Below are 26,335 nucleotides of genomic sequence, written 5' to 3' on the forward strand. Positions count from 1 at the left end.
AAACAAATTTCATCATCTGATGCTTGAGTTCCAGTAAAATTTGGTGTAGTTGAAACATAGACTTTTTGTTCTAATCTATTATTATTTCTACATCCGTTTGGATCAGTAATGATAAGATTAACTAAATAAATTCCTTCATTTGCAAACGTATGTGATACATTTTGACCGTTTGCTGTAGTTCCATCATCAAAGTTCCATAAATAAGTAGCACCTGTGCCACTTGTAGCAAATGTTCCACTTCCATTAAATTGTACAGAATCGCCTTGACAAATTCGGATTGTGTTTTGAGGTCCCGCTGCGGGAACAGTACTATTTAATACTGAAATTATCGATGGGCAAGGTGGTCCACAAACTATTGTAGCATCCCATCCTGGTGCATTTTGTGTGCCGTTTGATACAAAAGAAAATGTCAAACATCCTGAAGCTGATGTGGCAGTGTATGAAGAAATAACATTTGTTCCAAAATAAGTTCCTACTACAGCTGCTGCAGTTGAATTCCCATCATGTATAGTTAATACATCTCCTATACTACTCACTAAGTTAAATGAATTAAAATAAACCGTAACTACGTCACCAGTATTTGTAGGACAGATTGTCCATGTTCTGGTTTCATTATTTGAATAATTTCCAGTTGCACCACCTGAATCATAAAAATGGTCTCCAGCACAATAATTAGGATTTGTAGTTGATGTGGAGCGCACAGTTGACCATGGACCTACATCAGTTCCTGCTGCACAAATGGCTCTAACATAAAAATCATAAGTAGTTTGTGAAGTAAGTCCCGTATAGGTATAAGTTGTTGGATTTGTTGAAATTTGACCCGTCATAGCAGCAGTTGGAGCGGGAGAACCAGCTGGAACAGCAATTACTTCCCATTGAGTAGCACTTGGCGCATTATTAGTCCAGCTCACCGTTACACTTGTAGGCGAAATAGCGTTAGAAGTAATATTCGTTGGTTTTCTACAAGTAGGATATGGCTGACAAAGTATATTTGAAGTCCAGCCTGGACTATTAAAAGAACCATCCGAAACAAATCTAAAAGTTAAACAACCTGAAGTCCCAGTTGCCTCAAAAGGTCCAGGAATGGTAGTTCCCCAAAATGCTCCAGGAAGTAATACAGTTCCATTTCCTGGACCATTGGTACTTGCAATCTGAGGTGAAGCAGTTGAATTTCCATCATATACATATAATTTATCCCAATTTATTTCCGTATTAAATGAGGTAAAAGTAACTGTAACATACTCCCCTGGGTTAGGTGGACAAATGGTTACAATATAATCTTCACTATTGGCATAATTCGCTCCTGCACCACCAGTATCTACAAAGTTTCCTCCACAAACAGGTGGCAATGTAGAAGTAGCAAAGTTTCCGCTATTTGACCAAGGACTCGGATTATCAATATCACAAATTGTTCTTACATAAAATGTGTAGCCTGTTAATGAGGTCAAGCCAGTTAAGTTAAAACCATTAGTAGTTGCAGGAACGATAGTGCCAGATCCCGGAACAAATCCAGCAGGACCGTATTCAATTTGCCATGGCCCAGCAGGATTAGGGCTATTCCATGATAAAGTTGCTGATGTAGCTAACGGAGAAGCATTTAATGCTGTAGGAGCAAGACATTGCTGATCTACTTTAACATTATCTAATAACCATCTATCCCCCCAACCGTCAGTTACCTCCATTACAAAAGCAAAGTAAACTGGTTGATTAGCATAAGCATTTAACGGAATAAAAAATTGTTGAAAAGGTAAATTTCGAATTTCCAACTCGGTATACCTTCCTATCTCTGTAGTAAACGATGCTCTAGCTTGATTAGTAGTAGAAATCAAAACTCTATATATTGACCCTTGCTCACCATTTGAACCAGAGCGCGAATAAAATCGAATTTGTCCATTTGTAGGAACAGTAACTTGAGGAGTTATCAACCAATCTTGAGCGAGTCCCGTTGCACCATTTTCCCTGTTAACCATAGCTGAAAAAGATCCTTGATGAACCCATCCAAATCCAGATAAATTTGTTCTTGTCCAAGATTCAACAGTTCCTACTCCATTGTTATCAACTACCCAACCTGTTGGTTGGAATGAAGCTCCTTCAAATCCTTCTGCTAATTGTGCATAACCTAGTAGGGAAAAGAATGACATGAAAAAAAGTAATAGTTTTTTCATTATTTTAATGTAAATTTAAGGTTTGATTAATATTCAAAGTTAACAATTTATCTTATTTACAAAACATCTATCGATGAAATATATTAAATATTCGATAAAGTGTATATTTTAAGGTAATATATTTTATGTATTTTTGTAAAAACTTTCTAAAAAGATAATTTTGACAGAAAATTCAAAAATATATTTTGCTTCCGACCAACATTTTGGTGCGCCAACTTCAGAAATTAGTTTTCCTAGAGAACAAAAATTTGTAGCTTGGCTAGACGAGGTTAAAAAAGACGCTGATGCCATTTTTTTACTAGGCGATTTATTTGATTTTTGGTTCGAATATAAAACTGTTGTTCCTAAAGGTTTTGTTCGTGTTTTAGGAAAATTAGCTGAACTGAGAGACGCCGGAATTCCTATTTATTTTTTTGTTGGAAACCATGATTTATGGATGGGCGATTATTTTGAAAAAGAACTCAATATTCCTGTTTATCACGATAATCAAGAATTTACCTTTAACGGAAAAACCTTCTTAATAGGTCACGGCGACGGAAAAGGTCCTGGCGATATGGGTTACAAACGAATGAAAAAAGTGTTTACGAATCCGTTTTCAAAATGGTTGTTCCGGTGGTTGCATCCTGATATTGGCGTGAAATTTGCGCAATACTTATCGGTTAAAAACAAGCTTATTTCTGGAGCAGAAGATGTGAAATTTTTAGGCGAAGAAAACGAATGGTTGGTGCAATATTGCAAACGTAAATTAGAAACAAAACCGTACAATTTTTTTGTTTTTGGACACCGCCATTTACCCATGGAAATTACCTTAAACGAACAGTCAAAATACATCAACTTGGGCGATTGGATTGGCTATTTTACCTATGGTGTTTTTGATGGCAAAACATTTGAATTGAAAAAATACGAATAAAAAGTGCTGTTGAAAACGAATTTGCGTTAGGGATGGAAGCGGCATCCTCCGATAGACAAAAACAAGAATTTATTTGTAGTTTTTGCTAATCGGAGATATAGCGCACAGCCCGACCCTTGTGGTAACGCCAAAATCAATATCAAAATTCAATGACAATTTCAATGGCAATTTCAATGGCAAGAAGCAATATCAAAAGACGATTTAATTGCTGTTTTTAATCTTTCTCTATTTGTAAATCTCTGAATTTTGGTGAAGCTACTGCGGTGGCTCCTGCTACGAATAACGTCATTATACCACCAAAAACTACCGCGTTTACAACTCCGAATAATTTAGAAGTTAGTCCGCTTTCAAAGGCGCCTAATTCGTTTGAAGAACCCACAAAAATAGAATTTACAGACGAAACTCTTCCGCGCATGTCGTCTGGGGTATAAATTTGCAAAATTGTAGAGCGGATTACTACTGAAAATCCATCGGTAACACCGCTTAAAAATAGGGCTAAAACCGAAATCCAAAAGTTTTGGGATAAACCGAAAACGATAATACAAATTCCAAAACCAAAAACGGCTAACAGTAATTTTTTACCTGTATTTTTTTCGATTGAAAACATCGTAGAAGCCAGCATGGTTAGTAATCCACCAATAGCTGGTGCAGCTCTTAAAATTCCGAAACCTTCTGAACCTACTTGTAAAATATCTTGTGCGAAAATGGGCAATAAGGCTACGGCACCGCCAAATAAAACCGCAAACATATCTAACGAAAGCGCGTTTAAAATAATTTTATTTTGAAATACAAATCTAATTCCGGCTTTTAAACTTTCTGTAACGGGTTCGCCAATTTTTTTATTTAAAATGGGTTTTTTACTGATTTGTAACAACATGAAAATTCCTAAAAAAATAGAAATTGTTACTAAAATCATGGAATTGAAAACGCCAATTCCACCAATTAAAAATCCAGCTAAAGCGGGTCCAATTACGGCAGAAACTTGCCAAGAGGAACTGCTCCAAGTAGCTGCATTGGTAAATTGTGATTTTGGCACAATTAATCCTAACAAACTAAAAACAGATGGAATGATAAACGCACGAATAATTCCACCTAAAAAAACTAAGGCATAAATGGCATATAAAAAAGGTTGTTTTCCAATGGTTTTAGCGGTTTCAGGATGAACCAAATAACAAAATAAAATACTTATTGTTGCCGTACCTACAAAACATTTGAGCAACATATTTCTTTTTTCGGATTGATCTACAATGTGCCCAGCAAACAAAGCCATAACTATAGCCGGAATTACTTCCATAAGCCCAATTAATCCTAATGACCAAGGATCTTTAGTAATTCTGTATACTTCCCATTCTATCAATACAAATTGCATAGACCAAGCCAATACAATGGCTAATCGCATGAGAATAAACCAACGAAATTCTGGAATTTTTAAGGCTGAAAATGGATCTTTTTTTGTCATAGTTTTTTACCGCAAAGACGCGAAGATTCTCGCAAAGGTCGCAATGATTTTATTATTTAATGGTTCTTTTACTTGGTTCTTTTTACTTTTAACTTTGTTACTATGCAACTTTGCTGCTTTTCACTATTTACTTGACTCTTACATCACGCAATTGCAATTGCAAACTAACCGTTCCGTTCCATTCATTTTCTTCTAAAACATAAACGGCATCAAACGGATTTCTGTTTTTTACAACATCTATTTTATCTCCAAGTCCAAAACCAATCGCGTTGAAATTTGGCGAATTATTTTGTTTCACGAAGGCTTTTAAATGTTCGGCATCGTTACCCAATGGTTTAGCATAACCTGAATCGATTATATTTTTCGACAAAAAAACAGGTGTCATATTTTCTGGTCCGAAAGGTTCGAATTGTTTTAGAATGCGCATAAATTTTTCATCAAGATCCGAAAAATTCATTTCTAAATCTACTGAGATTTCTGGAATTAATAAATCAGAAGGAATGGTTTTTTTGACTTCATTTTCAAAAGCTGCTTTGAATTTTTCGTAATTTTCTTCTTTTAACGTCATTCCTGCGGCATACATATGTCCTCCAAATTGTTCCAAATGTTCGGCACAAGCTTCTAACGCATTATACACATCAAAATCTTTAACGGAACGTGCCGAAGCTGCTAATTTTTCACCACTTTTTGTAAAAACAATCGTTGGACGATAATACTTTTCAACCAATCGAGAAGCCACAATTCCGATGACGCCTTTGTGCCAATTTTCTTGATATACAACCGTTGAAAATCGGTTTTGTTCGTTATTTTCTTCGATTTGAAGTAACGCTTCTTTGGTAATTTGTTTGTCCAATTCTTTTCTATCCGAATTGTGTTGCTCAATTTCGGATGCAAATTGTTCGGCTTGTTCTAAATTGTATTCAGTTAAAAGTGCCACGGCTTCGTTACCGTGTTTCACTCTTCCTGCAGCATTGATTCTTGGCGCCACTATAAAAACCACATCGGTTATCGTTAAGACTTTTTTCTTTACATTTTGAATTAAGGCTTTAATTCCTGGTCGAGGATTGGAGTTAATCACTTCTAATCCAAATTTCGCTAACACTCGGTTTTCACCCGTAATTGGAACAATATCAGCTGCAATGGCAGTAGCAACCAAATCTAAATATTGCAATAAATCTTCAATCGTTTGGTTTCTGTTTTCGGCTAACGCTTGAATCAATTTAAACCCTACTCCACAACCGCATAATTCGTCATAAGGATAACTGCAATCAGAACGTTTTGGATCTAAAACTGCAATAGCATCGGGTAAAATATCGCCAGGTCGGTGATGGTCGCAAATAATGAAATCGATGTTTTTTGCTTTCGCATAATTCACGTGGTCGATCGATTTAATACCACAATCGAGTGCGATTATTAAGGAAACATCGTTGTCTTCGGCGTAATCAATTCCGAGATATGAAATTCCGTAACCTTCGTTATATCGATCTGGAATATACGTAGCCACATTTGGATAAAAACTTCGTAAATAACTCGAAACTAAGGAAACAGCGGTTGTTCCATCGACATCATAATCGCCAAAAACTAAGATATTTTCATTGTTTGCAATGGCTTTTTCGATACGAGAAACCGCTTTGTCCATATCTTTCATGAGATACGGATTGTGCAAGTCTTCTAAAGTGGGACGGAAAAATGTTTTGGCTTGTTCGTAGGTTTCTATACCTCTTTGAACTAATAAAGTAGCAATGATTTCATCTACTTGAAGGGCATTTTGTAAGGCTTGTAGTTTTTCTTTTTCTGGCTTTGATTTGATGGTCCAACGCATGGTTTGTGATGAATTAAAAATTATGAATTACGATTTTTGGCTTATAATATAGAATAACAAAGGTATAAATATTTTTTTTATTTTTTAGTTGTCATTTCGACGTAAAGACTAACTAAATTTTAACTTATGATAAAATATAACTACTAAATAATTAAATGCCAACTAAAAACTGAACACTATTTCTTACCTCCTACAACCACAACAATTTCGCCTTTTGGCGCTTTAATTTCAAAGTGTTTTAAAACTTCTTCGGTAGTTCCGCGAATGGTTTCTTCGTGCAGTTTTGAAATTTCTCTGGAAACAGAAATTGGTCTATCCGCACCAAAATATTGAATAAATTCTGCTAGCGTTTTTAGTAATTTATGTGGTGAAACGTATAAAATCATGGTACGTGTTTCTTCGACTAAAGCCAAATAACGCGTTTGCCTTCCTTTTTTATCGGGTAAAAAGCCTTCGAAAATAAATTTATCATTCGGCAAACCACTATTTACCAAAGCGGGAACAAATGCGGTTGCTCCTGGTAAACAATCGACTTCAATTCCGTTTTCCACACAAGCGCGAGTTAATAAAAATCCAGGGTCAGAAATGGCTGGCGTTCCTGCATCGGAAATTAATGCAATCGTTTCGCCGCCTTTTAATCGAGCAATTAAATTTTCTACGGTTTTGTGTTCGTTATGCATGTGGTGACTGTGCATTTGAGTAGCAATCTCGAAATGTTTTAGTAATTTTCCGCTAGTACGTGTGTCTTCGGCTAATATTAAATCGGCATCTTTTAGCACACGAATGGCACGAAACGTCATATCGTCTAAATTGCCAATTGGCGTAGGAACTATGTATAATTTACTCATTTAAAACAATTTAAAACACAGATTACACAAATTTTCACTGATTTTCTTGTGTGAATCTGTGTAATCTGTGTTTGATAAATTAGTATTTATTTAAATTTATTTTCTACAATTTCTATGAAACGCGCTTCATATTCTTCGTTTCCTTGCCAATTATTATAATCGGGTTTTACAAAATCATGAATAAAACTTTCTGCTTCTTGAAAATTATCAAAGGTATTTAATTGGGAAAGTACTCTATTGAAATCCTCGGCATTACCTCCAAATAATTTTTTTTCAAAAGCAATACGATCATTTAACCCAATGTTGATGCCTTTATTTAATTTATCATTTAAAGATGTTGTTTTGTCTACTTTTTGTTTCTTTTCAGCTGGTTTTTCAACCTTATCTTCAATAATTGAAGTTGGCTCAATTTCATTAATTGACTCCATTTCGGAAGCAATTTCAGGAGATACAGCTTCAAAAGTAGCTTCATTTGCCTGTTCTACAGCAACTGGAACATCATCTACTTTTACAAAATCAAGTTCTTGATAATCATGAACTAACATGTCTTCAAACGAAATTTGTTTGGCAACTGTTTCTTTTTGTTTGGAAATAGGATTTGGTGTTTCTTCTAGCTTTTGTTCTGTTGCAATTGTTTCTTCTTCGTCCTCATTATCTTCTTCAATCAATTCAGCAACCATTATTTTTTCTTCAATAATTGGGTCAGAAATTGTTTCTTCTACAATAGGAGTTGTCGCTTTTATATTGGCTTCTGTCTCTTCTTGAATTGGAGCCGAAAAAATTTCAGTAGGTTTTCCTTCCAACATTTCTTCAAAAACAGTTTCAGGAATTTCGTTTTTTACTAATTCGAAATTTTCTTCATAAAAGCGTAAAATCGTCAATTGATCATACAAATTTTTTGCTTCTTGTTGCAATTGAAGCGTATCAGAATGATTTTTTAACTTTAGAATTCGGTGCGCAATACTGATTAATTCAGCGGAAATTCTTTTCTTCATAACTTTATTAGATGGAATTGAATATATCGATACTTTTTTAATATTTTTGTTTTGCTTACAAATGTAGCAGAAAATAATTTTTTAACGTACGAAAGATACAAAATGTTTCTCGAAAATACAGTAAATCAACAAGAACAATTTGGTTGGATCGAAGTAATTTGTGGTTCTATGTTTTCTGGTAAAACAGAAGAGTTGATTCGCAGATTAAAACGCGCTCAGTTTGCCAAACAAAAAGTAGAAATCTTTAAACCGGCTGTAGACACGCGTTATGACAATGAAATGGTGGTCTCGCATAATAAAAATGAAATTCGCTCTACTCCTGTTCCTGTGGCCGAAAATATTCGAATTTTAGCACAAGGTTGCGATGTCGTAGGCATTGACGAAGCTCAGTTTTTCGATGAAGAAATTGTGGCGGTTTGTAATGATTTAGCCAATTCCGGTATTCGAGTAATCGTTGCCGGATTAGATATGGATTTTAAAGGGAACCCTTTCGGACCAATGCCTGCGCTTATGGCTACAGCAGAATATGTTACTAAAGTACATGCTGTTTGTACTCGTACAGGAAATTTAGCAAATTATAGTTTTAGAAAATCTGCTGATGAAAAATTAGTAATGCTTGGTGAAACCGAAGAATATGAACCGCTAAGCAGAGCTGCTTATTTTAAAGCAATTCGTGAACATAAAGAAGAAAAAAAATAATTTGAACCTCAAACTAAACCATATTGTTTCTTTTTGTAAAGGCGTTTTTCATGGAAATTCGGCTGAATTTACTGTAAATCATATTTCGATCGACAGTCGTTCGTTGCAAAATGGAAATAACACCTTGTTTTTTGCCATCAAAGGACAAAATCATGATGCCCATTTGTATTTGGATGAGTTGATTGCAAAAGGTGTTCGTTATTTTGTGGTCGAATATATTCCAGAACATTTATCCGAAAAAGCGAATTTTATTATCGTTGAAAATTCGTTGAAAGCGTTACAACAAACTTCGATTGGGTATCGAAAACAATTCGATTTTCCGTTTGTAGGAATTACCGGAAGTAACGGAAAAACGATCGTTAAAGAATGGTTGAATTTTTTGTTAAGTGCAAAACATTTAATAGTTAGAAATCCGAAAAGTTACAACTCACAAGTTGGTGTTCCTTTATCTATATTAGGAATTGAAGGAAATTATGATTTAGGTATTTTTGAAGCTGGAATTTCGTTACCCAATGAAATGTCAAACTTAGAGCAAATGATTCAACCTAAGTATGGTATTTTAACAACTATTGGTTCGGCGCATGATGAAGGTTTTCAAAATCGCGAAGCAAAAATCAACGAGAAAATAACGCTTTTTAAGAATTGTTCGGATATTTTCTTGGAAAAAAATGACAAAATAGAAGCGTTACTTCCTGATAATAGTAACAAACACACTTGGAGTTTTTCGGATGAAAATGCACAACTTTTTGTTTCGAAGAAAAGTGAAAATGGCAAAACCAAATTAACCTTTAAAAACGAAGTCAATAACTTTACTGTAATTGTTCCGTTTTCTGATGAAAATTCGATTGAAAATGTAATTACTTGCGTGAATTTTATGCTGTTTTTAGGCGAAGAAATTGCTTTTATACAAAATCGTGTTGCCGAATTATACCCAATTGAATTAAGACTTCAAGCAAAAAAAGGCATCAATAATTGTTTGGTAATTGATGACAGTTATTCTTTCGATTATCCATCGTTGAAAATTGCGTTGGATTTCTTTGAACAACAAAAATTACACGATAAAAAAACAATTATTCTATCTGATATTTTTACTGATGGAATAGCGATTGAAACACTTTATAACCAAGTAAAACAACTGCTTTCCAAAAATAAAATCGAGCGAATTATTACCATTGGTGAAACCATTGGAACACAATTAAACGATTTGCCAAATGTGATTTCGTTTGCAACAACCCAAGAATTTTTACAACAATTCAACACGCAATCTTTTCAAAATGAAACCATTTTAGTAAAAGGCGCGCGCGGATTTAATTTTAATGAAATTGTTGTGGTTTTAGAAGAAAAAAATCATGAAACCATTTTAGAAATTAACCTGGACGCAATTAGTCACAACTTGAATTTCTACAAATCCAAATTAAAACCTGAAACTAAAATTATGGTGATGGTTAAAGCGTTTGGCTATGGAAATGGTGGTTATGAAATTGCAAAATTACTTGAACATCATAAAGTAGATTATTTAGGCGTGGCTTTTGCCGATGAAGGGATTGAATTGCGAAAAGCAGGAATAGCAACTCCAATTATGGTTTTAAATCCAGAAAATAGTAGTTTTAGAGCGATGATTGCTTATAATTTAGAACCCGAAATTTATTCGATTACAGGTTTACAAGCCTTTTTGAAAATAGCCCAAGAACAAAATATCTCAAATTATCCGATTCATATCAAATTAGATACCGGAATGCATCGATTAGGATTTGAAGCGCATTTAATTTCCGAATTGATTTCATTACTAAAAAACAACAATTTCGTTAAGGTGAAAAGTGTGTTTTCGCATTTAGCGGCAAGTGATGATTTGCAATTTGACACTTTTACTCAGTTACAGTTTCAACGTTTTGATGCGATGTATTCCGAGATAGAAAAAGTAGTTGCTTCAAAGCCAATTCGTCATATTTTAAATACTTCAGGGATTTTCAATTATGCTAATAAGCAAATGGAAATGGTGCGATTAGGAATTGGTTTATATGGCATTGGAAATTCGGAACAAGAATTACAAAGCTTGGAAAATGTAAGCACTTTAAAAACCATCATTTCTCAAATTAGAGCAGTTTTACCCGAAGAAAGCATCGGTTATAGTAGAAAATTTCGAGTATCTGAAAAAATAAAAGTGGCGACCATTCCTGTTGGCTATGCCGATGGTATTAGAAGATCTTGGGGTAATGAAAAAGGTTTTGTAACCATCAATAATCAAAAAGCGACAATTTTGGGATCTATTTGTATGGACATGATGATGGTTGATGTTACTAATATTAATTGCTCTGAAGGCGATGAAGTTATCGTTTTTGGCACAAATCCGAAAATTACTGAAATTGCAACTACATCTGGCACAATTTCTTATGAAATTTTAACGGGTATTTCACAACGGGTAAAACGAATTTTCTATAAAAATTAAACGGCCATTTTATATTTTGTATCTTCGTAAAACTAAAAAATTAATCTAAAATCCCTAATTATGTTAAAAGAATTCAAAGCTTTTGCCATGCGAGGCAATGTTGTAGATTTAGCCATTGGTGTTGTTATTGGCGCCGCTTTTGGAAAAATTGTAAGTTCGTTCATTGAAGATGTTATTACTCCATTATTACTAAAACCTGCTTTGGAAGCTGCTAACCTATCAAAAATTGAGGAGTTAACTGCTTTTGGAGGTGTAAAATATGGAATGTTTCTTTCGGCAGTAATCAATTTTGTGATTGTTGCCTTTGTGCTTTTTTTATTTATTAAAGGGATGAATGCTGCTAAGAAAAAAGAGGCCCCTGCTTCAGAAACTCCTGCTGGACCAACTCAAGAACAACTATTAGTTGAAATTAGAGATTTATTAAAAAAACAGAGCAAAAATATTTCTTAATTGAAGTGTTTTTTTATTTTAAACTGCTTAAATTCTATTAAATCTCGGTTTCATAGTTAAAACTTTGTTGATATTTACTCTGTAAACAAAATTTCTTTACTATTTTTACGACTTAAATACAGTTTTATGGCATCATCATTTGAAAATTACAACAAACGAAGATTAATTTCATCTTATTTTTCAGTCGTTTTAAGTATCTTTTTGGTATTATTTCTATTGGGAACTTTGGGATTATTTGTAATTAACTCAAAAAAAATATCCGATGATTTTAAAGAGAATATTCCGATGACTGTTTTCTTTAATAATGAAGCCACCGATAGTATTCTAAATTCATTTGATGTTGAATTGAAAAATGCAAAATTTATAAAAGATTATGCCTTTGTTCACAAAGACAGTGCTGCAAAAAACAATGTGGATATTGTAGGGAAAGACTTTATGGAGTTTTTAGGTTTTAATCCGCTTCAAAATTCTTTTGACATCCATTTAAAAGGTGATTATGTAAATGGAGAGAGCATCAAAAAAATTGAGCGCACTTTTCGAAAAAATGAAATGGTAACCGAAATTATTTACGACAAACAGTTGGTTGATTTAGTAAATAATAATGTAAAAGAAATAAGTTTTTGGATCTTGATAGTTAGTAGTGTTTTAACCGTTGTTGCTATGTTGTTAATTAATAGTTCCTTGCGTCTTTCGGTATATTCGCACCGTTTTACTATAAAAACCATGCAAATGGTGGGTGCTACAAAGTCTTTTATTAGAAAACCATTCATTTGGACCAGTATTAAGTTAGGATTAATTGGTTCGGCATTAGCAATTATCGGACTTCTTGTCGTTGTTATGTATGTTGATAATTTATTCCCAAGTTTAGGCATTGCTAAAGATTATACCTCAATTGGAATTGTTGTATTTGGTGTATTGATTATTGGAACAATCATTACTTCAATCAGCACCTATTTTGCTACTCAACGTTTTTTAAATTTAAAAACAGACGATTTGTATTAATTCAAGAGTAATGATTCGCGATTTTTAGAATAAAATAAAAAACTATGAACAACGAAAATAATAAACCTGAGTTTCTTTTTGATAAAGTAAACTATAAAATTCTAATAGTTGGATTAGCTGTAATTGCATTGGGATTCATTTTAATGAGTGGTGGTGGAAGTGAAGATCCAAACGTGTTTAACGAAGCTATTTTTAGTTTTAGACGCATTCGTTTAGCGCCTGCTGTTGTGCTAATTGGATTTGGTATTACGATTTATTCGATAGTAAAAAATCCTAAAAAATAGTTTTACTTTTTCTGTCACAGTTTTTATATGAACTGAGACTGAGAACTGAGACTGAGAACTAAATAAATGAATACATTTCAAGCTATTATCCTTGCGATTATTGAAGGAATAACCGAATTTCTTCCTGTTTCTTCAACAGGACATATGATTATTGCTTCTTCATTTTTTGGAATTGCTCAAGACGATTTTACAAAACTTTTTACAATAGTAATTCAATTAGGAACCATACTTTCAGTAATTGTTTTATACTTCAAACGTTTTTTTCAAACGCTTGATTTTTATTTCAAATTATTTGTTGCCTTTATCCCTGCCGTAATTTTTGGATTATTATTAGGGGATTTTATTGATGGTTTACTTGAAAACCCTATCACAGTAGCAATTTCTTTAATTATTGGTGGTTTTTTATTATTAAAAGTAGACCAATGGTTTGGAAATTCAGAAGGAACAGAAATATCATATCTAACAGCCTTTAAAATTGGATTATTTCAATGCTTGGCTATGATTCCTGGTGTTTCAAGAAGCGGCGCCAGTATTGTAGGTGGAATGACCCAAAAATTATCAAGAACTACGGCTGCAGAATTTTCATTTTTCTTAGCGATTCCAACCATGTTAGGCGCTACATTGAAAAAATCGTATGATTATTATAAAGATGGATTTGTACTTACTGATGACCAAATTAATTTATTAATTATTGGGAATGTAGTTGGATTTATCGTAGCATTAATCGCTATAAAATCATTCATTGGGTTTTTAACCAAAAATGGCTTTAAAATCTTTGGTTATTATCGAATTATCGCCGGAATTGCTATTTTATTAATTCATTTCTTCGTACAAAAACTAACAGTAATCTAATGAGCGCCGAAGAAATTTTAGACGGCAAAGTGCTGTTAATAGACAAACCTTTAACGTGGTCTTCTTTTCAAGCGGTGAATAAATTGAAGTATATTTTAAAACGAAAATACGATTTACCAAAGAAATTTAAAATTGGTCACGCTGGAACATTAGATCCATTAGCAACCGGTTTATTAATTATTTGCACCGGAAAATTTACTAAAAAAATTACCGAAATACAAACTCAAATTAAAGAATATACAGGAACTATCGTTTTAGGTGCTACTACTCCATCTTACGATTTAGAAACCGAAGTGGATGCCATTTTTCCAACAGCACATATTACAGAAGAGCTCATTTTAGAAACTACCAATAAATTTCTGGGTGAAATTGATCAAAAACCGCCTGTTTTTTCAGCCATTAAAAAGGATGGAAAACGATTGTATGAACATGCTCGTGCGGGTGAGGAAGTCGAAATTCAATCGAGAAAAACGACTATTTACGAATTTGAAATCACCAGAATTCAATTGCCAGAAGTAGACTTTAGAGTACAATGCAGCAAAGGAACTTATATTCGTTCTTTGGCTTATGATTTTGGATTAGCGTTACAATCGGGCGGACATTTATCGGCGCTTCGTCGAACAAAAATTGGAGATTATTCAGTTGAAAATGCAATTTTACCCGATGATTTTGAACAATCTCTTCCTGATGAAAAATAAAACGTTATTTATAATAGTATTGGTTTTTCAATTTAGTTTTTCTCAAAACATAAAACTAAAAACGGGCGATCTTTTATTTCAATCGATGAACTGCGGACCATTGTGTGAAGCTATTAATGAAGTTACCGAAGGCTATCAAGGAAAAGATTTCAGTCATTTAGGAATGATTTACATCAAAAACGATTCGATATTTATCATTGAAGCAGCCGGAAAAGCAGTGCAAATTACGCCTTATGAAACCTTTAAAAACTTCACTAATGAAGAAATGTTTGTGGGTAGATTAAAAAGTAAATACCGAAAGTACATTCCAGAAGCAATTGAATTTACTTTGCAACAAGTGGGCGTTCCTTACGATGATGCTTATTTGTACGACAATGGAAAATATTATTGTTCGGAATTAATTTATGACGCGTTTCTGCATTCTTATAAAAAACCGTTGTTTGATTTATTTCCAATGACTTTTAAATCGCCTAAATCAAATGACTATTTTGAAGTTTGGACAGATTATTACAAAAAACTAAATATGGATATTCCAGAGGGTCAATTGGGTTGTAACCCTGGCGGAATTTCTACTTCTGATAAGTTGAATATTATTGGGACAATTAAATAATTTTTTGTTTCACAAAGTTTCTCAAAGTTAGACACGAAGTTCTCAAAGTTTTAAAAAATCTGTGAAAATCTGTTCTATCTGTCTAATCCGCGTTCCTATTAATTAATTTAATATACGCTCAAGCATTTCCACAATTTCTTGCTGAATCGAAACGCCTTTATCGTGTAAATACCATTTTTGCAATTCAATTTTAGCAGTTTCGTCTACTACACCATGAGTTGCTTTGTAATCAATAATCAATTGTTTTGCTCCATGTGGTCTTGGTCCCCAATCGGCAAGAACGTGAAAATTTTCTGCATCTAAAAAAATTAGTTTAGGAATCGCCTTGCCTCCATTGGTTAAAAAATGTTGCATTAATGCATCGTTATCATCGCGCAAAGCAATTTTCAACTCAATTTTATCGGTTACTTCGGCCATTTTATGAATCACAGGTACAATTTGAGCAGCATCGCCACACCAACCTTCACTTAAAACCAACCAGATGTAGTTTTTATCTAAACTTTGAAGTTTATTTATTATTTCAGGCAAAACAACAATTGTTTTTTCTAAACGATTCATTCGGGTTTCATTTAATTCAGAATAATGTAACAAATCTTTAGATTGTTCATGACCTGTTGATTTACCCTCTGAAATTAAATGGGCTATTTGTTTTCTATAATCGGCATAAGAAAAACTATTTTGCAATGCTTTTTGAATGGTTTTTATCATCATTTTAGCTTTATTTGACAAATTTAATTCTATTTTTGGAAATTAAATGTAAGAAATGTTACAAATGGATTACTGTTTGTAATGGTTTATAACAAATCCGTTAAAGTATTTGAAAAATTGTCTTTATAAATGTTACAACATTTTTTTTAGGAAAAAACGAATTAACTATATTTGCAAAACAAATCTATACAGTATAACGACTTGAGCTTGCGACAGCAAGACTCCTTTAAAATAAACAGTAATGAAGTACAAAAGAATTCTTCTAAAATTAAGTGGCGAAGCTTTAATGGGTGAAAGACAATATGGAATTGACCCACAACGATTAGCTGAGTATGCCGCCGAGATCAAACAAATTCACGATAAAGGAGTAGAAATTGCTATTGTTATTGGTGGTGGAAACATATTTAGAGGAGTTTCTGGAGCGAGTAATGGAATGGACAGAGTTCAGGGTGATTACATGGGAATGTTGGCAACCGTAATTAACGGAATGGCATTACAAGGTGCTCTTGAAGAAGCTGGAATGCAAACTCGTTTACAAACCGCATTAAAAATAGAAGCCATTGCAGAGCCATATATCAAAAGAAAAGCAACACGCCATTTAGAAAAAGGTAGAATTGTAATTTTTGGTGCCGGAACTGGAAATCCATATTTTACAACTGATACCGCAGCAGTTTTGAGAGGTATTGAAGTAAGTGCTGATGTAATTTTAAAAGGAACACGAGTAGACGGAGTATATACTTCAGATCCAGAAAAAAATGTAGATGCTGTTAAATTTGATTATATTTCATTTGAAGAGGTATTAGCAAAAGGATTGAACGTAATGGACACTACCGCTTTTACTTTGAGCCAAGAAAATAAGTTGCCTATTATTGTTTTTGATATGAATAAAGAAGGTAATTTATTAAAGGTGTGTAAAGGGGAAACGATAGGAACTACAGTAACAATATAAAATACGAAGTACAAAAATAGAAGTACGAAGTAAAAATTTAGAGAGATGACAGAAGAAATTAACTTTATTTTAGACAGTGCAAAAGAAGCTATGGTAGGTTCAGTTGCCCATTTAGAAAAAGAATTTTTAAATATTAGAGCCGGAAAAGCTTCTCCGCAGATGCTTGGCGGTGTTTTTGTAGATTATTATGGATCGCAAACAGCACTTTCGCAAGTGGCAAATATTAATGCCGCAGACGCGAGAACATTAACCGTTACCCCTTGGGAAAAAAACATGTTACATCCTATTGAAAAAGCAATTATGATTGCAAATCTAGGGTTAAACCCAATGAATAATGGAGACAACATCATCATTAATATTCCTGCCTTAACGGAAGAAAGACGACGTGACTTAGTAAAACAAGCTAAGGCAGAAGCTGAAGATGCAAAAATTGGAATCAGAAACCATAGAAAAGACGCTAATTCTGATATTAAAAAAGAAGAAAAAGAAGGAACCGCAGAAGATATTTGTAAAAAAGCGGAAGACGACGTGCAAAAATTAACCGATTCATTCATTAAAAAAATAGACGAAATTTTAGCCGATAAAGAAGCCGAAATCATGAAAGTATAAATTTAAATCCCGATTCACACTCGGGATTTTTTATTTTAAATATCTTTGTAACTACTTAAAAAACATACATGAACTATTTTTGGCTTTTTTTGTGTTTCATTTTTTCTTCTAATTTGATTTCGCAAACCAAAATCAAAGGGCAAGTTATTGATTTTGATAATGCCGTTCCTATTGCTTTTGCATCCGTAACTTATAACAACGAAACAATCACTTCGGACTGGGAAGGAAAATTTTATGTGTTACTTATTGATGAAAAACTTCCCATTAAAATAAACTACAAAGGGTTTTATGAAAAAATAATATATGCCTCAAATAAAACATCCACTCTCACAGTAAAGCTAGTAAATGATTTAAACGCCAAAAAAAAGGAAATCTACTCAGAAATTGAAGTAAATAATATTATTAAAAAGGTTATTGAAAATAAAAAAAACAATGATCCTAGTAAAGCACTTTCAAGTTTTCAATACAAAAACTATGAATACCTGCAAGTAACCGCTAACCCTGATAGTATTTCTAGTAAAATTGACACTATATTCAAAAAAAAATTATTTGGAAAACCACAAATAAAACTAGATTCAACCAATTATAAATTTAAAAAAGTTGTTGAAAAGCAACATTTGTATCAAACCGAAAAAGTTACACTCATTCAATTCGCTAAAAAACAAACCAAGGAAACTATTTTAGCCACAAGAATGGCCGGTTTTGATCAACCAGTTTATGAATATTTAGGGCTAAAATTAGTATCTTATTCGGTATATGAAAATCCGTTTGAAATTATGGAAATTCCGGTTCAAAATCCCATTTCAAATTACGGCCGAAGATTATATACTTACAAATTAATCGATACGGTTTCTATTCAAGGTAGAAAAGCATATCGAATTTATTTTCAACCTAAAAAATTAAATGCTAATAAACTAAGAGGTTTATTATATATAGATGCCGAAACATTTGCAATTTCAAAAGCCTATTATCGAATTTATGGTTTTGTAAACATCAATGCTACTTACACCTTTAATTACTTGTCTGAACATGGAATTTGGTTTCCAGAAAAACAATCATTTAAAGTCTTAAAAGGGAATAATTATGACGATATTACTATTTTAGGCGGCACCATAAAATTTAGTTCTTCGCTAGAAAACTTCGAACGTAAAAATGCAACCGATCAAGCGTATTTGCATATCGAATCAAAACCTTATGATATCGAAATTAATCAACCAGTTTCAATCACAAAGCCAAGAGTTAAAATAGAAGTGCCACAAAGCAGTTTAAAAAAACCATCAGAATATTGGAATGTTTTCACAAAAGATACTTTAGACCTACGAAAAATAAAGACCTATACAATAATTGATAGTTTATCACTTTCCGAAAAAATAGAACATAAAATTTTTCTTGGTCGTAAAATAATTAACGGATATTTTCCTGTTTCAATAATTGATATTGATTTGCGAAGCATTATAAAATATAATAATTTTGAAGGATTCCGATTTGGAATTGGCGGAATAACCAATAACAAACTTTCTGCAAAATATAAAATCGCATTTTATGGCGCTTATGGACTAAAAGATGAAAAAACCAAGTTTGGCATTACGCCATCGTATCTTATTCATGAAAAATCTGAAACATGGATAAGTGCCTCCTATTCTGATGATATTAATGAAATTGCGCAAACTAATTTTGCAACCGATTCAAGACGATTTAAAATTTATGACCCTCGCCCTTTCAATATCACAACTTTCTACAATAACAAATTAAGCTCTGTTTTTATTGAAAGTAAATTTTTGCCTAAAACAACTAGTTATTTTGCGCTTTCGCAAAGTCAAATTACTCCCTTATTTGATTATACATTTGTCAATAATGGTGTAACCTATAACAATTATAATATTACTTCCTTTCAAATAGGTTTTCAATGGAATCCGTTTAGTAATTACATGAAAACGCCTGTTGGAAAAATTGAAATAGATAAACGCCATCCAAAATTTTCAATACAATACACCAAGACCTTACCAAAAATAGCAGAAAATGATTTCGATTTTTCTAAAATAGATTTTAAAACCTATTATGAATTGCCTTATTTATCGGGTCAAAAAAGTGCGGTGTTACTTCAAGCAGGAATTGCTATTGGCGATGTTCCAATTACCCATTTGTACAGTATTCAACCCAATAACTTAAACCGAGATGCTATTTTACAACGAATAACTTTTGCAGGAAAAAACAGTTTTGAAACCATGTATTTTAATGAGTTTTTCTCAAATAAATATGCCTCTTTACAGCTAAAACACACCTTTAATAAAATTAAATTAGGCTATAAAATTAATCCAGAAATTACGGTGGTAACCCGAATGGCTTTTGGTGGAAATAACAAAAACAACCAACATCTTGGCATTACCTATAATACCATGGAAAAAGGTTTCTTTGAAAGCGGAATCGAATGTAATAAATTGTTTAAAGGATTTGGTTTAGTTGCATTTTATAGATACGGTCCTTATCAACTAGCCCGTTTTGAAGATAATATTGCCTTAAAAATTTCTTATTACCTTGATTTAGGTTTTTAAATTTAACTTAAATTTGGTATACTAAACTAATAAATTGACTTAGAATACGTACCTTTGCACCTTAATTTTTATGAGATGTTAAAGTGGTTCAAAACCAATTTTTGGGATTTTATTGCCAGTAAAATTTTAAGAAATAAAATAGGTTTATTAGTATTAGTTGCTCTTTTTACTCTTTTTATGGCTTCCCAATGGAAGTACATAAAATTTACTAATACAGAAGCTAACTTACTTCCTGCGTCTGAAAAAGCTAACATTGAATATAATACCTTCCTGCAAAAATTTGGCGAAGAAGGTAACCTTATCGTAATAGGAATACAGGATAGTCTTATTTTTTCACCAAAAATTTATGCTTCTTGGGGAAAGCTAATGCTTCAATTAAAGAAAAACAAAGAAGTTGAGCTAATTATTTCATTAAACGATTTAAAGAAATTACAAAAAAACGATAGCCTTTCTTCCTTTGAATTAACTACTTTAATTGATCCTTCAAAAACATCCGATGCTGCTTATTTAAAAGAGAAAAAGAACGAACTGCTTTCTCAAATGCCTTTTTACGAAGGCTTGTTATATAATAAATCGGGAATTATCCGTTCAGGTATTTATTTAGATAAAAAAATTGTCAATACTCCGGAACGAAAAAATTTAGTATTACAAAAAATCATTCCTGCTATTGAAGCTTTTGAAAAGGAAACCAAAGTAGATTTGCATGTTTCAGGAATGCCCTATATCCGTTCTTTAAATTCGGAATATATTATTAGCGAAATCAGCTTGTTTATTGGCGCAGCTCTTGGTATAACCTCTTTGATATTCTTTTTCTTTTTCCGTTCTTTCCGAACCACTTTAATTTCAATGTGCATTGTAATTGTGGGTGTTATGTGGTCGTTTGGGTTTTTAGGATTATTGCGATATGAAATTACAGTACTTACCGCTTTAGTGCCAACATTAATGATCGTTATTGGAATTCCAAACTGCATTTTTCTAACCAATAAATACCATCAAGAATGTAGGATTCACGGTAATCAAGCCAAAGCATTAGTGCGTGTAATTACAAAAGTAGGAACGCCTACGTTGATTACTAATCTTACCACTTCGTTTGGTTTTGCTACGTTTATAGTAACCAACAATGAATTACTAAAAGAATTTGGCGTAGTAACTTCAATTAATATTATTGCCTTATTTTTCTTATGCCTTTTTGTAATTCCTGTGGCTTATAGCTACATGTCTATCCCAAAAGAACGCCATTTAGATCATTTAGAAAGAAGCTATGCCGTAAGTTTTTTAAATTGGATTCAAAAAACAATTAAAAGCAAAAGAACTATCGTTTATATCGTTGCTATTTCATTATTAGCTTCAGGTGTTTTTGGAATCTTTAAGATGAGAATATCGGGAAGTTTAATCGAAGATATGCCTAAAAAAGCGGCTTTTTATGAAGATATCGTATTCTTTGAAAAAGAGTTTGACGGAATAATGCCTATTGAAATTATGATTGACACCAAAAGAAAAAAAGGCGTCATGAAATTAACAACGTTGAAACGAATGGATGAGCTTCAGCAAACAATTGACTCCATTCCTGAATTATCGAAACCTATTTCTATTGTAAATTTGGTAAAATACTCCAAACAAGCATACTACAACAACAATCCTGATTTTTATGAATTGCCTTCTTCGCAAGAACAAGCATTTATTTTATCATTTGCTAAAAATTCGATGAAAAACAGCAAGGAAAATATCATGAAAAGTTATGTTGATAGTACCGGTCAATATACCCGAATTACTACTTTTATTAAAGACGACGGCATCAATAATTTAGAACTAATTGAATCCAAACTACAAACAAAAATTGATGAACTTTTTCCAAAAGAAAGATATACAGTTTCTATAACAGGAAAAGCGGTTGTGTTTCAAAAAGGAACAAAATATTTACTAGACAATTTATTACAATCTTTGCTATTATCTGTATTTATCACAGCTCTTTTAATTGCATTTATGTTTCGCTCTTTCAAGATGATTGTTGTTGCCTTAGTGCCTAATTTATTACCGTTATTAATGACCGCCGGAATCATGGGTTATTTTGATATTCCTTTAAAACCCTCTACCATTTTAGTGTTCGGAATTGCATTTGGCCTTTCGGTTGATGATACCATTCGGTTTTTAGCAGAATATCGTCAAGCATTAACCCGAAACAATTGGAAAATAAAAAAATCTGTTTTTGCGACCATCAATGAATCAGGATTAAGTATGTTTTATACTTCGGTGGTTTTATTTTCGGGATTTTCAGTATTTATGCTATCAAGTTTTGGAGGAACTATTGCGCTTGGAGGATTAGTTTCCATTACGCTATTGTTTGGAATGCTTTCTAATTTAGTTTTGTTACCTTCATTGGTTTTAACCCTCAATAAAAAATTAGCTAATCAGCAAGAATTCATTGAACCAACGATCAATATCTTAAGTGATGAAGAAGTAGGTGATGTAGTTAAAATTAATTTTCAAGAATTTTCTGAAGAGGATTTCGAAGAAGATATTGAAGAAGAAAATTCAAACGAGAAATAGTATATTTGTATTTTAAAATTATAAATCGAAATGAAACATTCAAAAATCATAGACCTTTTAAACAGTTCGAAAACATTGCAAGACGTAACAGCAAAAGGTTGGGTTAGAACATTTAGAAATAATCAATTTATTGCGTTGAACGATGGTTCAACCCTTCATAATATACAATGTGTTGTTGATTTTGAAAATACAGCCGAGGAAACCTTAAAAAGAATTACAACCGGTGCAGCAATTTCTGTAACTGGAGAATTGATTGAAAGCAAAGGTGCTGGACAAAAATTTGAAATTCAAGTTTCTAAATTAGAAATTCTAGGCGATAGCGATGCAGAAAAATTTCCTATGCAACCTAAGAAACATTCGCTAGAATTTTTAAGAGAAAATGCCCATTTGCGTGTAAGAACGAATACTTTTGGATCAGTAATGCGCGTGCGCTCAACATTAGCCTTTGCCGTGCATCAATACTTTCAAGAAAAAGGATTTTTCTATGTAAATACACCAATTATAACCGGTTCTGATGCAGAAGGTGCCGGTGAAATGTTTCAAGTAACTGCGCTGCCAATAGATGGTTCTGCTCCAAGAAACGAAGACGGAAGCATCAACTACAAAGAAGACTTCTTCGGAAAACAAACTAATTTAACAGTTTCTGGACAATTAGAAGGGGAAACTTTTGCTATGGCATTAGGTCAAATTTATACCTTCGGACCAACGTTTCGTGCCGAAAATTCAAATACGTCTCGTCATTTAGCTGAGTTTTGGATGATTGAACCAGAAGTAGCTTTTAATGATTTAGCCGACAATATGGATTTAGCGGAAGATTTCATCAAATATGTCATCAAATATACCGTTGATAAATGTGGTGATGATTTGAAATTCTTAGAAAGCAGATTATTAGACGAAGAAAAAGCAAAACCACAAGCTGAAAGAAGCGAAATGGCACTTTTAGAAAAATTAAACTTTGTATTGGATAATAACTTCAAACGAGTTTCTTATACTGAAGCTATCGATATTTTAAAAGATTCAACACCAAATAAAAAGAAAAAATTCCAATACATCATTAATGAATGGGGTGCTGATCTACAAAGTGAGCACGAACGTTTCTTAGTTGAAAAACACTTTAAATGTCCTGTAATTTTATTTGATTATCCGGCAAAAATTAAAGCTTTTTACATGCGCCTAAACGATAACACAGAGCCTGGTAAAGAAACCGTTAGAGCAATGGATATCTTATTTCCTGGAATTGGGGAAATCGTTGGTGGTTCGCAAAGAGAAGAACGTTATGATGTTTTAGTCGAAAAAATGAAAGCTTTAGGAATTGACGAAGAAGAACTTTGGTGGTATTTAGACACTCGAAGATTTGGTTCGGCAGTACACTCAGGATTTGGATTAGGATTTGAACGTTTGGTTCTTTTTGTAACCGGAATGACCAATATTAGAGACGTAATTCCGTTTCCTAGAACACCACAAAACGCAGAATTCTAAGAAGCAATATTCTTTTGCCACAAAGACCCTAAGGCACGAAGATTTAAAAACATGCCTTATAAAAACAGAACTATAAACGCCAAAAACATTTATTAAAGCCTTTAAATACATTATATATGCCAAACGAAAAGATAGAACAAATTGCCAAAATTATAGTAAATTCTGCTTTTAACGTTCATAAAGAATTAGGACCGGGTTTATTAGAAAAAGTATATGAAACCTGTTTAGTTTATGAAATCACTAAAGCAGGTTTTGAAGTGAAACGTCAGGTTGAAGTGCCAATTATTTATGATGGAGTAACTCTTAAAGAATATTTGAGATTAGATATCATTGTAGAGAGTTCAATTATAATTGAAGTTAAAGCAGTTGACATTGTAAATCCAGTTTGGAATGCTCAAATCATAAGTCACTTAAAACTGACTAATAATGAATTGGGATTTTTAATAAATTTTAATGTACCACTAATTAAAAATGGTATAAAAAGATTTATTAATACAATATAAAAAAACTCGGCGCCTTAGCGTCTTTGTGGCTCATGCCAAAATTAGTGCCCTATTATGTTAAAACACAGTTTACAGTTCAAATTATCACAAAAATTATCGCCTCAACAAATTCAGTTGATGAAGTTAATTCAATTGCCCACACAAGCATTTGAGCAACGACTTCAAGAAGAATTGGTTGAAAATCCTGCTTTAGAAGAAAATACTAAAGAGGATGATTATGATTTAGATGATTATGAGGTAAACTCAAATGAGGATGACTATGACGACTTTGATGGCGATCATATCGATACTCAAGATATCAATATTGACGAATATTTAAGCAACGACGAAACACCCGATTATAAATACCAAACCAACAATTACAGCGATGATGACGATGATAAATCCTTGCCATTTGCTGCCCCAGTTAGTTTTCATCAAGATTTAATTAATCAGTTAAATACCTTTATTTTAAGGGATGATGAACGTGATATTGCCGAATTTTTAGTAGGAAGCATTGACGATATGGGTTACATCAGAAGAACTACTCAAGATATTGTTGATGATCTAGCATTTACGCAAGGGATTTATACCGATGAAGCTAGTGTTGAGCGCATTTTACATTTAGTCCAAGAACTAGAACCTGCAGGTGTGGGAGCACGCGATTTACAAGAATGCTTATTGTTACAATTAAAACACAAAACACCATCCGATTCTATCAACTTAGCAATTAATGTAATTGAACAACAATTTGATGCATTTAGTAAAAAACACTACGACAAATTATTGCAAAAATTTGATATTTCTCAACAACAATTACGCAAGGCAATTGATGAGGTTGAAAAATTAAATCCAAAACCAGGAGGAAGTTTTGACGGAAATCAAAAAATGATAGAACACATTGTTCCCGATTTTACGATACGAATTGTTGACGGTGAATTAGAATTATTACTTAACGGAAGAAATGCACCAGAATTGCACGTTTCTAAGGATTACCAAGAAATGTTACAGAGTTATAAAGTTACTTCTGAAAAATCAAGTTCACAAAAAGATGCCGTTCAGTTTATAAAGCAAAAATTAGATTCGGCAAAATGGTTTATTGATGCCATCAAACAACGTCAGGAAACGTTATTTGTAACCATGAATGCTATTATGCATTATCAGTATGAATACTTTTTAGAAGGGGAAGAATCCAAACTTCGACCAATGATTCTTAAAGACATTGCAGATATGGTTGGGTTAGATATTTCAACTGTTTCTCGTGTTGCTAATAGCAAGTATGTAGACACACCTTATGGCACAAAACTAATCAAAGAATTCTTTAGCGAATCCATGACAAATGATCAAGGCGAAGAGGTTTCAACCATCGAAATTAAAAATATTTTACAACAAGTAATTTCGGAGGAAGACAAGAAGAAACCTTTACCCGACGATCAATTGGCCGAAATTTTAAAAGAAAGAGGTTACCCAATTGCTCGAAGAACTATTGCAAAATACAGAGAACAATTAGATATTCCTGTAGCCCGATTGAGAAAAAAAATATAACATGGATTTCAAAAAATGTTTGCCAGTGTTTTCTTATATTTTTCATCCTATTTTTATTTCTTTATACGGAACGCTTTTTTTCTTTAGTATCGCTAAAAGTTATTATTACAACCCTCAAATTTACATTACTTTACTTCAAGTTACCATTTTAACAGTGTTGTTGCCCTTATCCTTGTTTTTTTTAATGCGTTCGCTTGGAATGTTGCATTCGTTTACCGAAGCGA

At 32.9% G+C, this 26,335-nt stretch carries 22 protein-coding genes and 1 pseudogene; 17 read left to right on the plus strand and 6 right to left on the minus strand.

The genetic code is table 11. The features are described 5' to 3' along the window. Positions 1 to 2,165, minus strand: a 2,165-nt coding sequence (locus ACIQZC_RS01460) for a choice-of-anchor J domain-containing protein (RefSeq protein ID WP_396137461.1), incomplete at its 3' end; no start/stop codon positions are given. Positions 2,166 to 2,325: 160 nt separating this feature from the next. Here ACIQZC_RS01460 and ACIQZC_RS01465 point away from each other — a divergent pair. Further along, positions 2,326 to 3,075, plus strand: a complete 750-nt coding sequence (locus ACIQZC_RS01465) for a UDP-2,3-diacylglucosamine diphosphatase (RefSeq protein ID WP_396137462.1) — start codon at positions 2,326 to 2,328, stop codon at positions 3,073 to 3,075. Between the two features lie 214 nt (positions 3,076 to 3,289). Here the strand turns inward: ACIQZC_RS01465 and ACIQZC_RS01470 are convergent, their stop codons facing one another. From ACIQZC_RS01470 to ACIQZC_RS01485, 4 genes are all read right to left on the minus strand, one after another. Further along, positions 3,290 to 4,534, minus strand: coding sequence for an MFS transporter (locus tag ACIQZC_RS01470; protein WP_396137463.1), 1,245 nt, complete (start codon positions 4,532 to 4,534; stop codon positions 3,290 to 3,292). A 127-nt stretch (positions 4,535 to 4,661) separates the two neighbouring features. Continuing rightward, entirely contained in the window at positions 4,662 to 6,356 is a 1,695-nt protein-coding gene (gene recJ, locus ACIQZC_RS01475) for a single-stranded-DNA-specific exonuclease RecJ (RefSeq protein ID WP_396137464.1), read from the minus strand. 176 nt (positions 6,357 to 6,532) lie between these two features. Beyond that, positions 6,533 to 7,204: a 16S rRNA (cytidine(1402)-2'-O)-methyltransferase gene (rsmI, locus tag ACIQZC_RS01480; protein WP_396137465.1), complete on the minus strand. Its 672-nt coding sequence runs from the start codon at positions 7,202 to 7,204 to the stop codon at positions 6,533 to 6,535. A gap of 86 nt (positions 7,205 to 7,290) precedes the next feature. Beyond that, positions 7,291 to 8,199: a hypothetical protein gene (locus ACIQZC_RS01485; RefSeq protein WP_396137466.1), complete on the minus strand. Its 909-nt coding sequence runs from the start codon at positions 8,197 to 8,199 to the stop codon at positions 7,291 to 7,293. A gap of 102 nt (positions 8,200 to 8,301) precedes the next feature. Here ACIQZC_RS01485 and ACIQZC_RS01490 point away from each other — a divergent pair, with 102 nt between their 5' ends. The 8 genes from ACIQZC_RS01490 (at position 8,302) to ACIQZC_RS01525 (ending at position 15,240) form a co-directional block, all read left to right on the plus strand. Then, positions 8,302 to 8,898 carry a thymidine kinase gene (locus ACIQZC_RS01490; protein ID WP_396137467.1) on the plus strand — a complete coding sequence of 199 codons (597 nt, stop codon included), beginning with the start codon at positions 8,302 to 8,304 and terminating at the stop codon, positions 8,896 to 8,898. Between the two features lies 1 nt (position 8,899). Further along, the gene (locus tag ACIQZC_RS01495; protein ID WP_396137468.1) at positions 8,900 to 11,344 is read left to right on the plus strand and encodes a bifunctional UDP-N-acetylmuramoyl-tripeptide:D-alanyl-D-alanine ligase/alanine racemase; all 2,445 of its coding nucleotides are present in this window, start codon (positions 8,900 to 8,902) and stop codon (positions 11,342 to 11,344) included. 60 nt (positions 11,345 to 11,404) lie between these two features. Continuing rightward, the gene (mscL, locus tag ACIQZC_RS01500; RefSeq protein WP_396137469.1) at positions 11,405 to 11,794 is read left to right on the plus strand and encodes a large conductance mechanosensitive channel protein MscL; all 390 of its coding nucleotides are present in this window, start codon (positions 11,405 to 11,407) and stop codon (positions 11,792 to 11,794) included. A gap of 126 nt (positions 11,795 to 11,920) precedes the next feature. Further along, positions 11,921 to 12,796: a cell division protein FtsX gene (locus ACIQZC_RS01505; protein WP_396137470.1), complete on the plus strand. Its 876-nt coding sequence runs from the start codon at positions 11,921 to 11,923 to the stop codon at positions 12,794 to 12,796. A 44-nt stretch (positions 12,797 to 12,840) separates the two neighbouring features. Beyond that, the gene (locus tag ACIQZC_RS01510) at positions 12,841 to 13,080 is read left to right on the plus strand and encodes a DUF3098 domain-containing protein (protein ID WP_396137471.1); all 240 of its coding nucleotides are present in this window, start codon (positions 12,841 to 12,843) and stop codon (positions 13,078 to 13,080) included. Between the two features lie 66 nt (positions 13,081 to 13,146). Beyond that, a complete protein-coding gene (locus tag ACIQZC_RS01515; protein WP_396137472.1) occupies positions 13,147 to 13,932 on the plus strand; it encodes an undecaprenyl-diphosphate phosphatase in 786 nt (261 codons plus the stop codon). Next, on the plus strand, positions 13,932 to 14,630 hold the full coding sequence (gene truB / locus ACIQZC_RS01520; protein ID WP_396137473.1) for a tRNA pseudouridine(55) synthase TruB: 699 nt from the start codon (positions 13,932 to 13,934) through the stop codon (positions 14,628 to 14,630). Before ACIQZC_RS01515 ends, truB begins: the two co-directional genes overlap by 1 nt. Beyond that, positions 14,620 to 15,240, plus strand: a complete 621-nt coding sequence (locus tag ACIQZC_RS01525) for a YiiX/YebB-like N1pC/P60 family cysteine hydrolase (RefSeq protein ID WP_396137474.1) — start codon at positions 14,620 to 14,622, stop codon at positions 15,238 to 15,240. Before truB ends, ACIQZC_RS01525 begins: the two co-directional genes overlap by 11 nt. 102 nt (positions 15,241 to 15,342) lie before the next feature. Here ACIQZC_RS01525 and ACIQZC_RS01530 read toward each other — a convergent pair whose 3' ends face one another. Further along, positions 15,343 to 15,948, minus strand: a complete 606-nt coding sequence (locus tag ACIQZC_RS01530) for a thioredoxin family protein (RefSeq protein ID WP_396137482.1) — start codon at positions 15,946 to 15,948, stop codon at positions 15,343 to 15,345. 241 nt (positions 15,949 to 16,189) lie between these two features. On the opposite strand from ACIQZC_RS01530, the gene pyrH reads away from it, so the two are divergent. The 8 genes and pseudogenes from pyrH to ACIQZC_RS01570 all read left to right on the plus strand — a co-directional run. Further along, the gene (pyrH, locus tag ACIQZC_RS01535; protein WP_396137475.1) at positions 16,190 to 16,897 is read left to right on the plus strand and encodes a UMP kinase; all 708 of its coding nucleotides are present in this window, start codon (positions 16,190 to 16,192) and stop codon (positions 16,895 to 16,897) included. A 45-nt stretch (positions 16,898 to 16,942) separates the two neighbouring features. After that, the gene (frr, locus tag ACIQZC_RS01540; RefSeq protein WP_396137476.1) at positions 16,943 to 17,506 is read left to right on the plus strand and encodes a ribosome recycling factor; all 564 of its coding nucleotides are present in this window, start codon (positions 16,943 to 16,945) and stop codon (positions 17,504 to 17,506) included. A gap of 68 nt (positions 17,507 to 17,574) precedes the next feature. Continuing rightward, the gene (locus tag ACIQZC_RS01545) at positions 17,575 to 20,058 is read left to right on the plus strand and encodes a DUF5686 family protein (RefSeq protein WP_396137477.1); all 2,484 of its coding nucleotides are present in this window, start codon (positions 17,575 to 17,577) and stop codon (positions 20,056 to 20,058) included. Between the two features lie 75 nt (positions 20,059 to 20,133). Then, positions 20,134 to 22,605: an RND family transporter gene (locus ACIQZC_RS01550; RefSeq protein ID WP_396137478.1), complete on the plus strand. Its 2,472-nt coding sequence runs from the start codon at positions 20,134 to 20,136 to the stop codon at positions 22,603 to 22,605. A 30-nt stretch (positions 22,606 to 22,635) separates the two neighbouring features. Beyond that, positions 22,636 to 24,084, plus strand: a complete 1,449-nt coding sequence (asnS, locus tag ACIQZC_RS01555; protein WP_396137479.1) for an asparagine--tRNA ligase — start codon at positions 22,636 to 22,638, stop codon at positions 24,082 to 24,084. A gap of 116 nt (positions 24,085 to 24,200) precedes the next feature. Next, the gene (locus ACIQZC_RS01560) at positions 24,201 to 24,587 is read left to right on the plus strand and encodes a GxxExxY protein (RefSeq protein WP_396137480.1); all 387 of its coding nucleotides are present in this window, start codon (positions 24,201 to 24,203) and stop codon (positions 24,585 to 24,587) included. 54 nt (positions 24,588 to 24,641) lie between these two features. Then, a complete protein-coding gene (rpoN, locus tag ACIQZC_RS01565) occupies positions 24,642 to 26,111 on the plus strand; it encodes an RNA polymerase factor sigma-54 (RefSeq protein ID WP_396137481.1) in 1,470 nt (489 codons plus the stop codon). A gap of 1 nt (position 26,112) precedes the next feature. Next, positions 26,113 to 26,335 (plus strand): annotated as a pseudogene (locus tag ACIQZC_RS01570) (hypothetical protein); the annotation flags it as partial.

Origin of the sequence: Flavobacterium sp. (assembly GCF_044338735.1) — a bacterium.
Lineage (GTDB): Bacteria > Bacteroidota > Bacteroidia > Flavobacteriales > Flavobacteriaceae > Flavobacterium.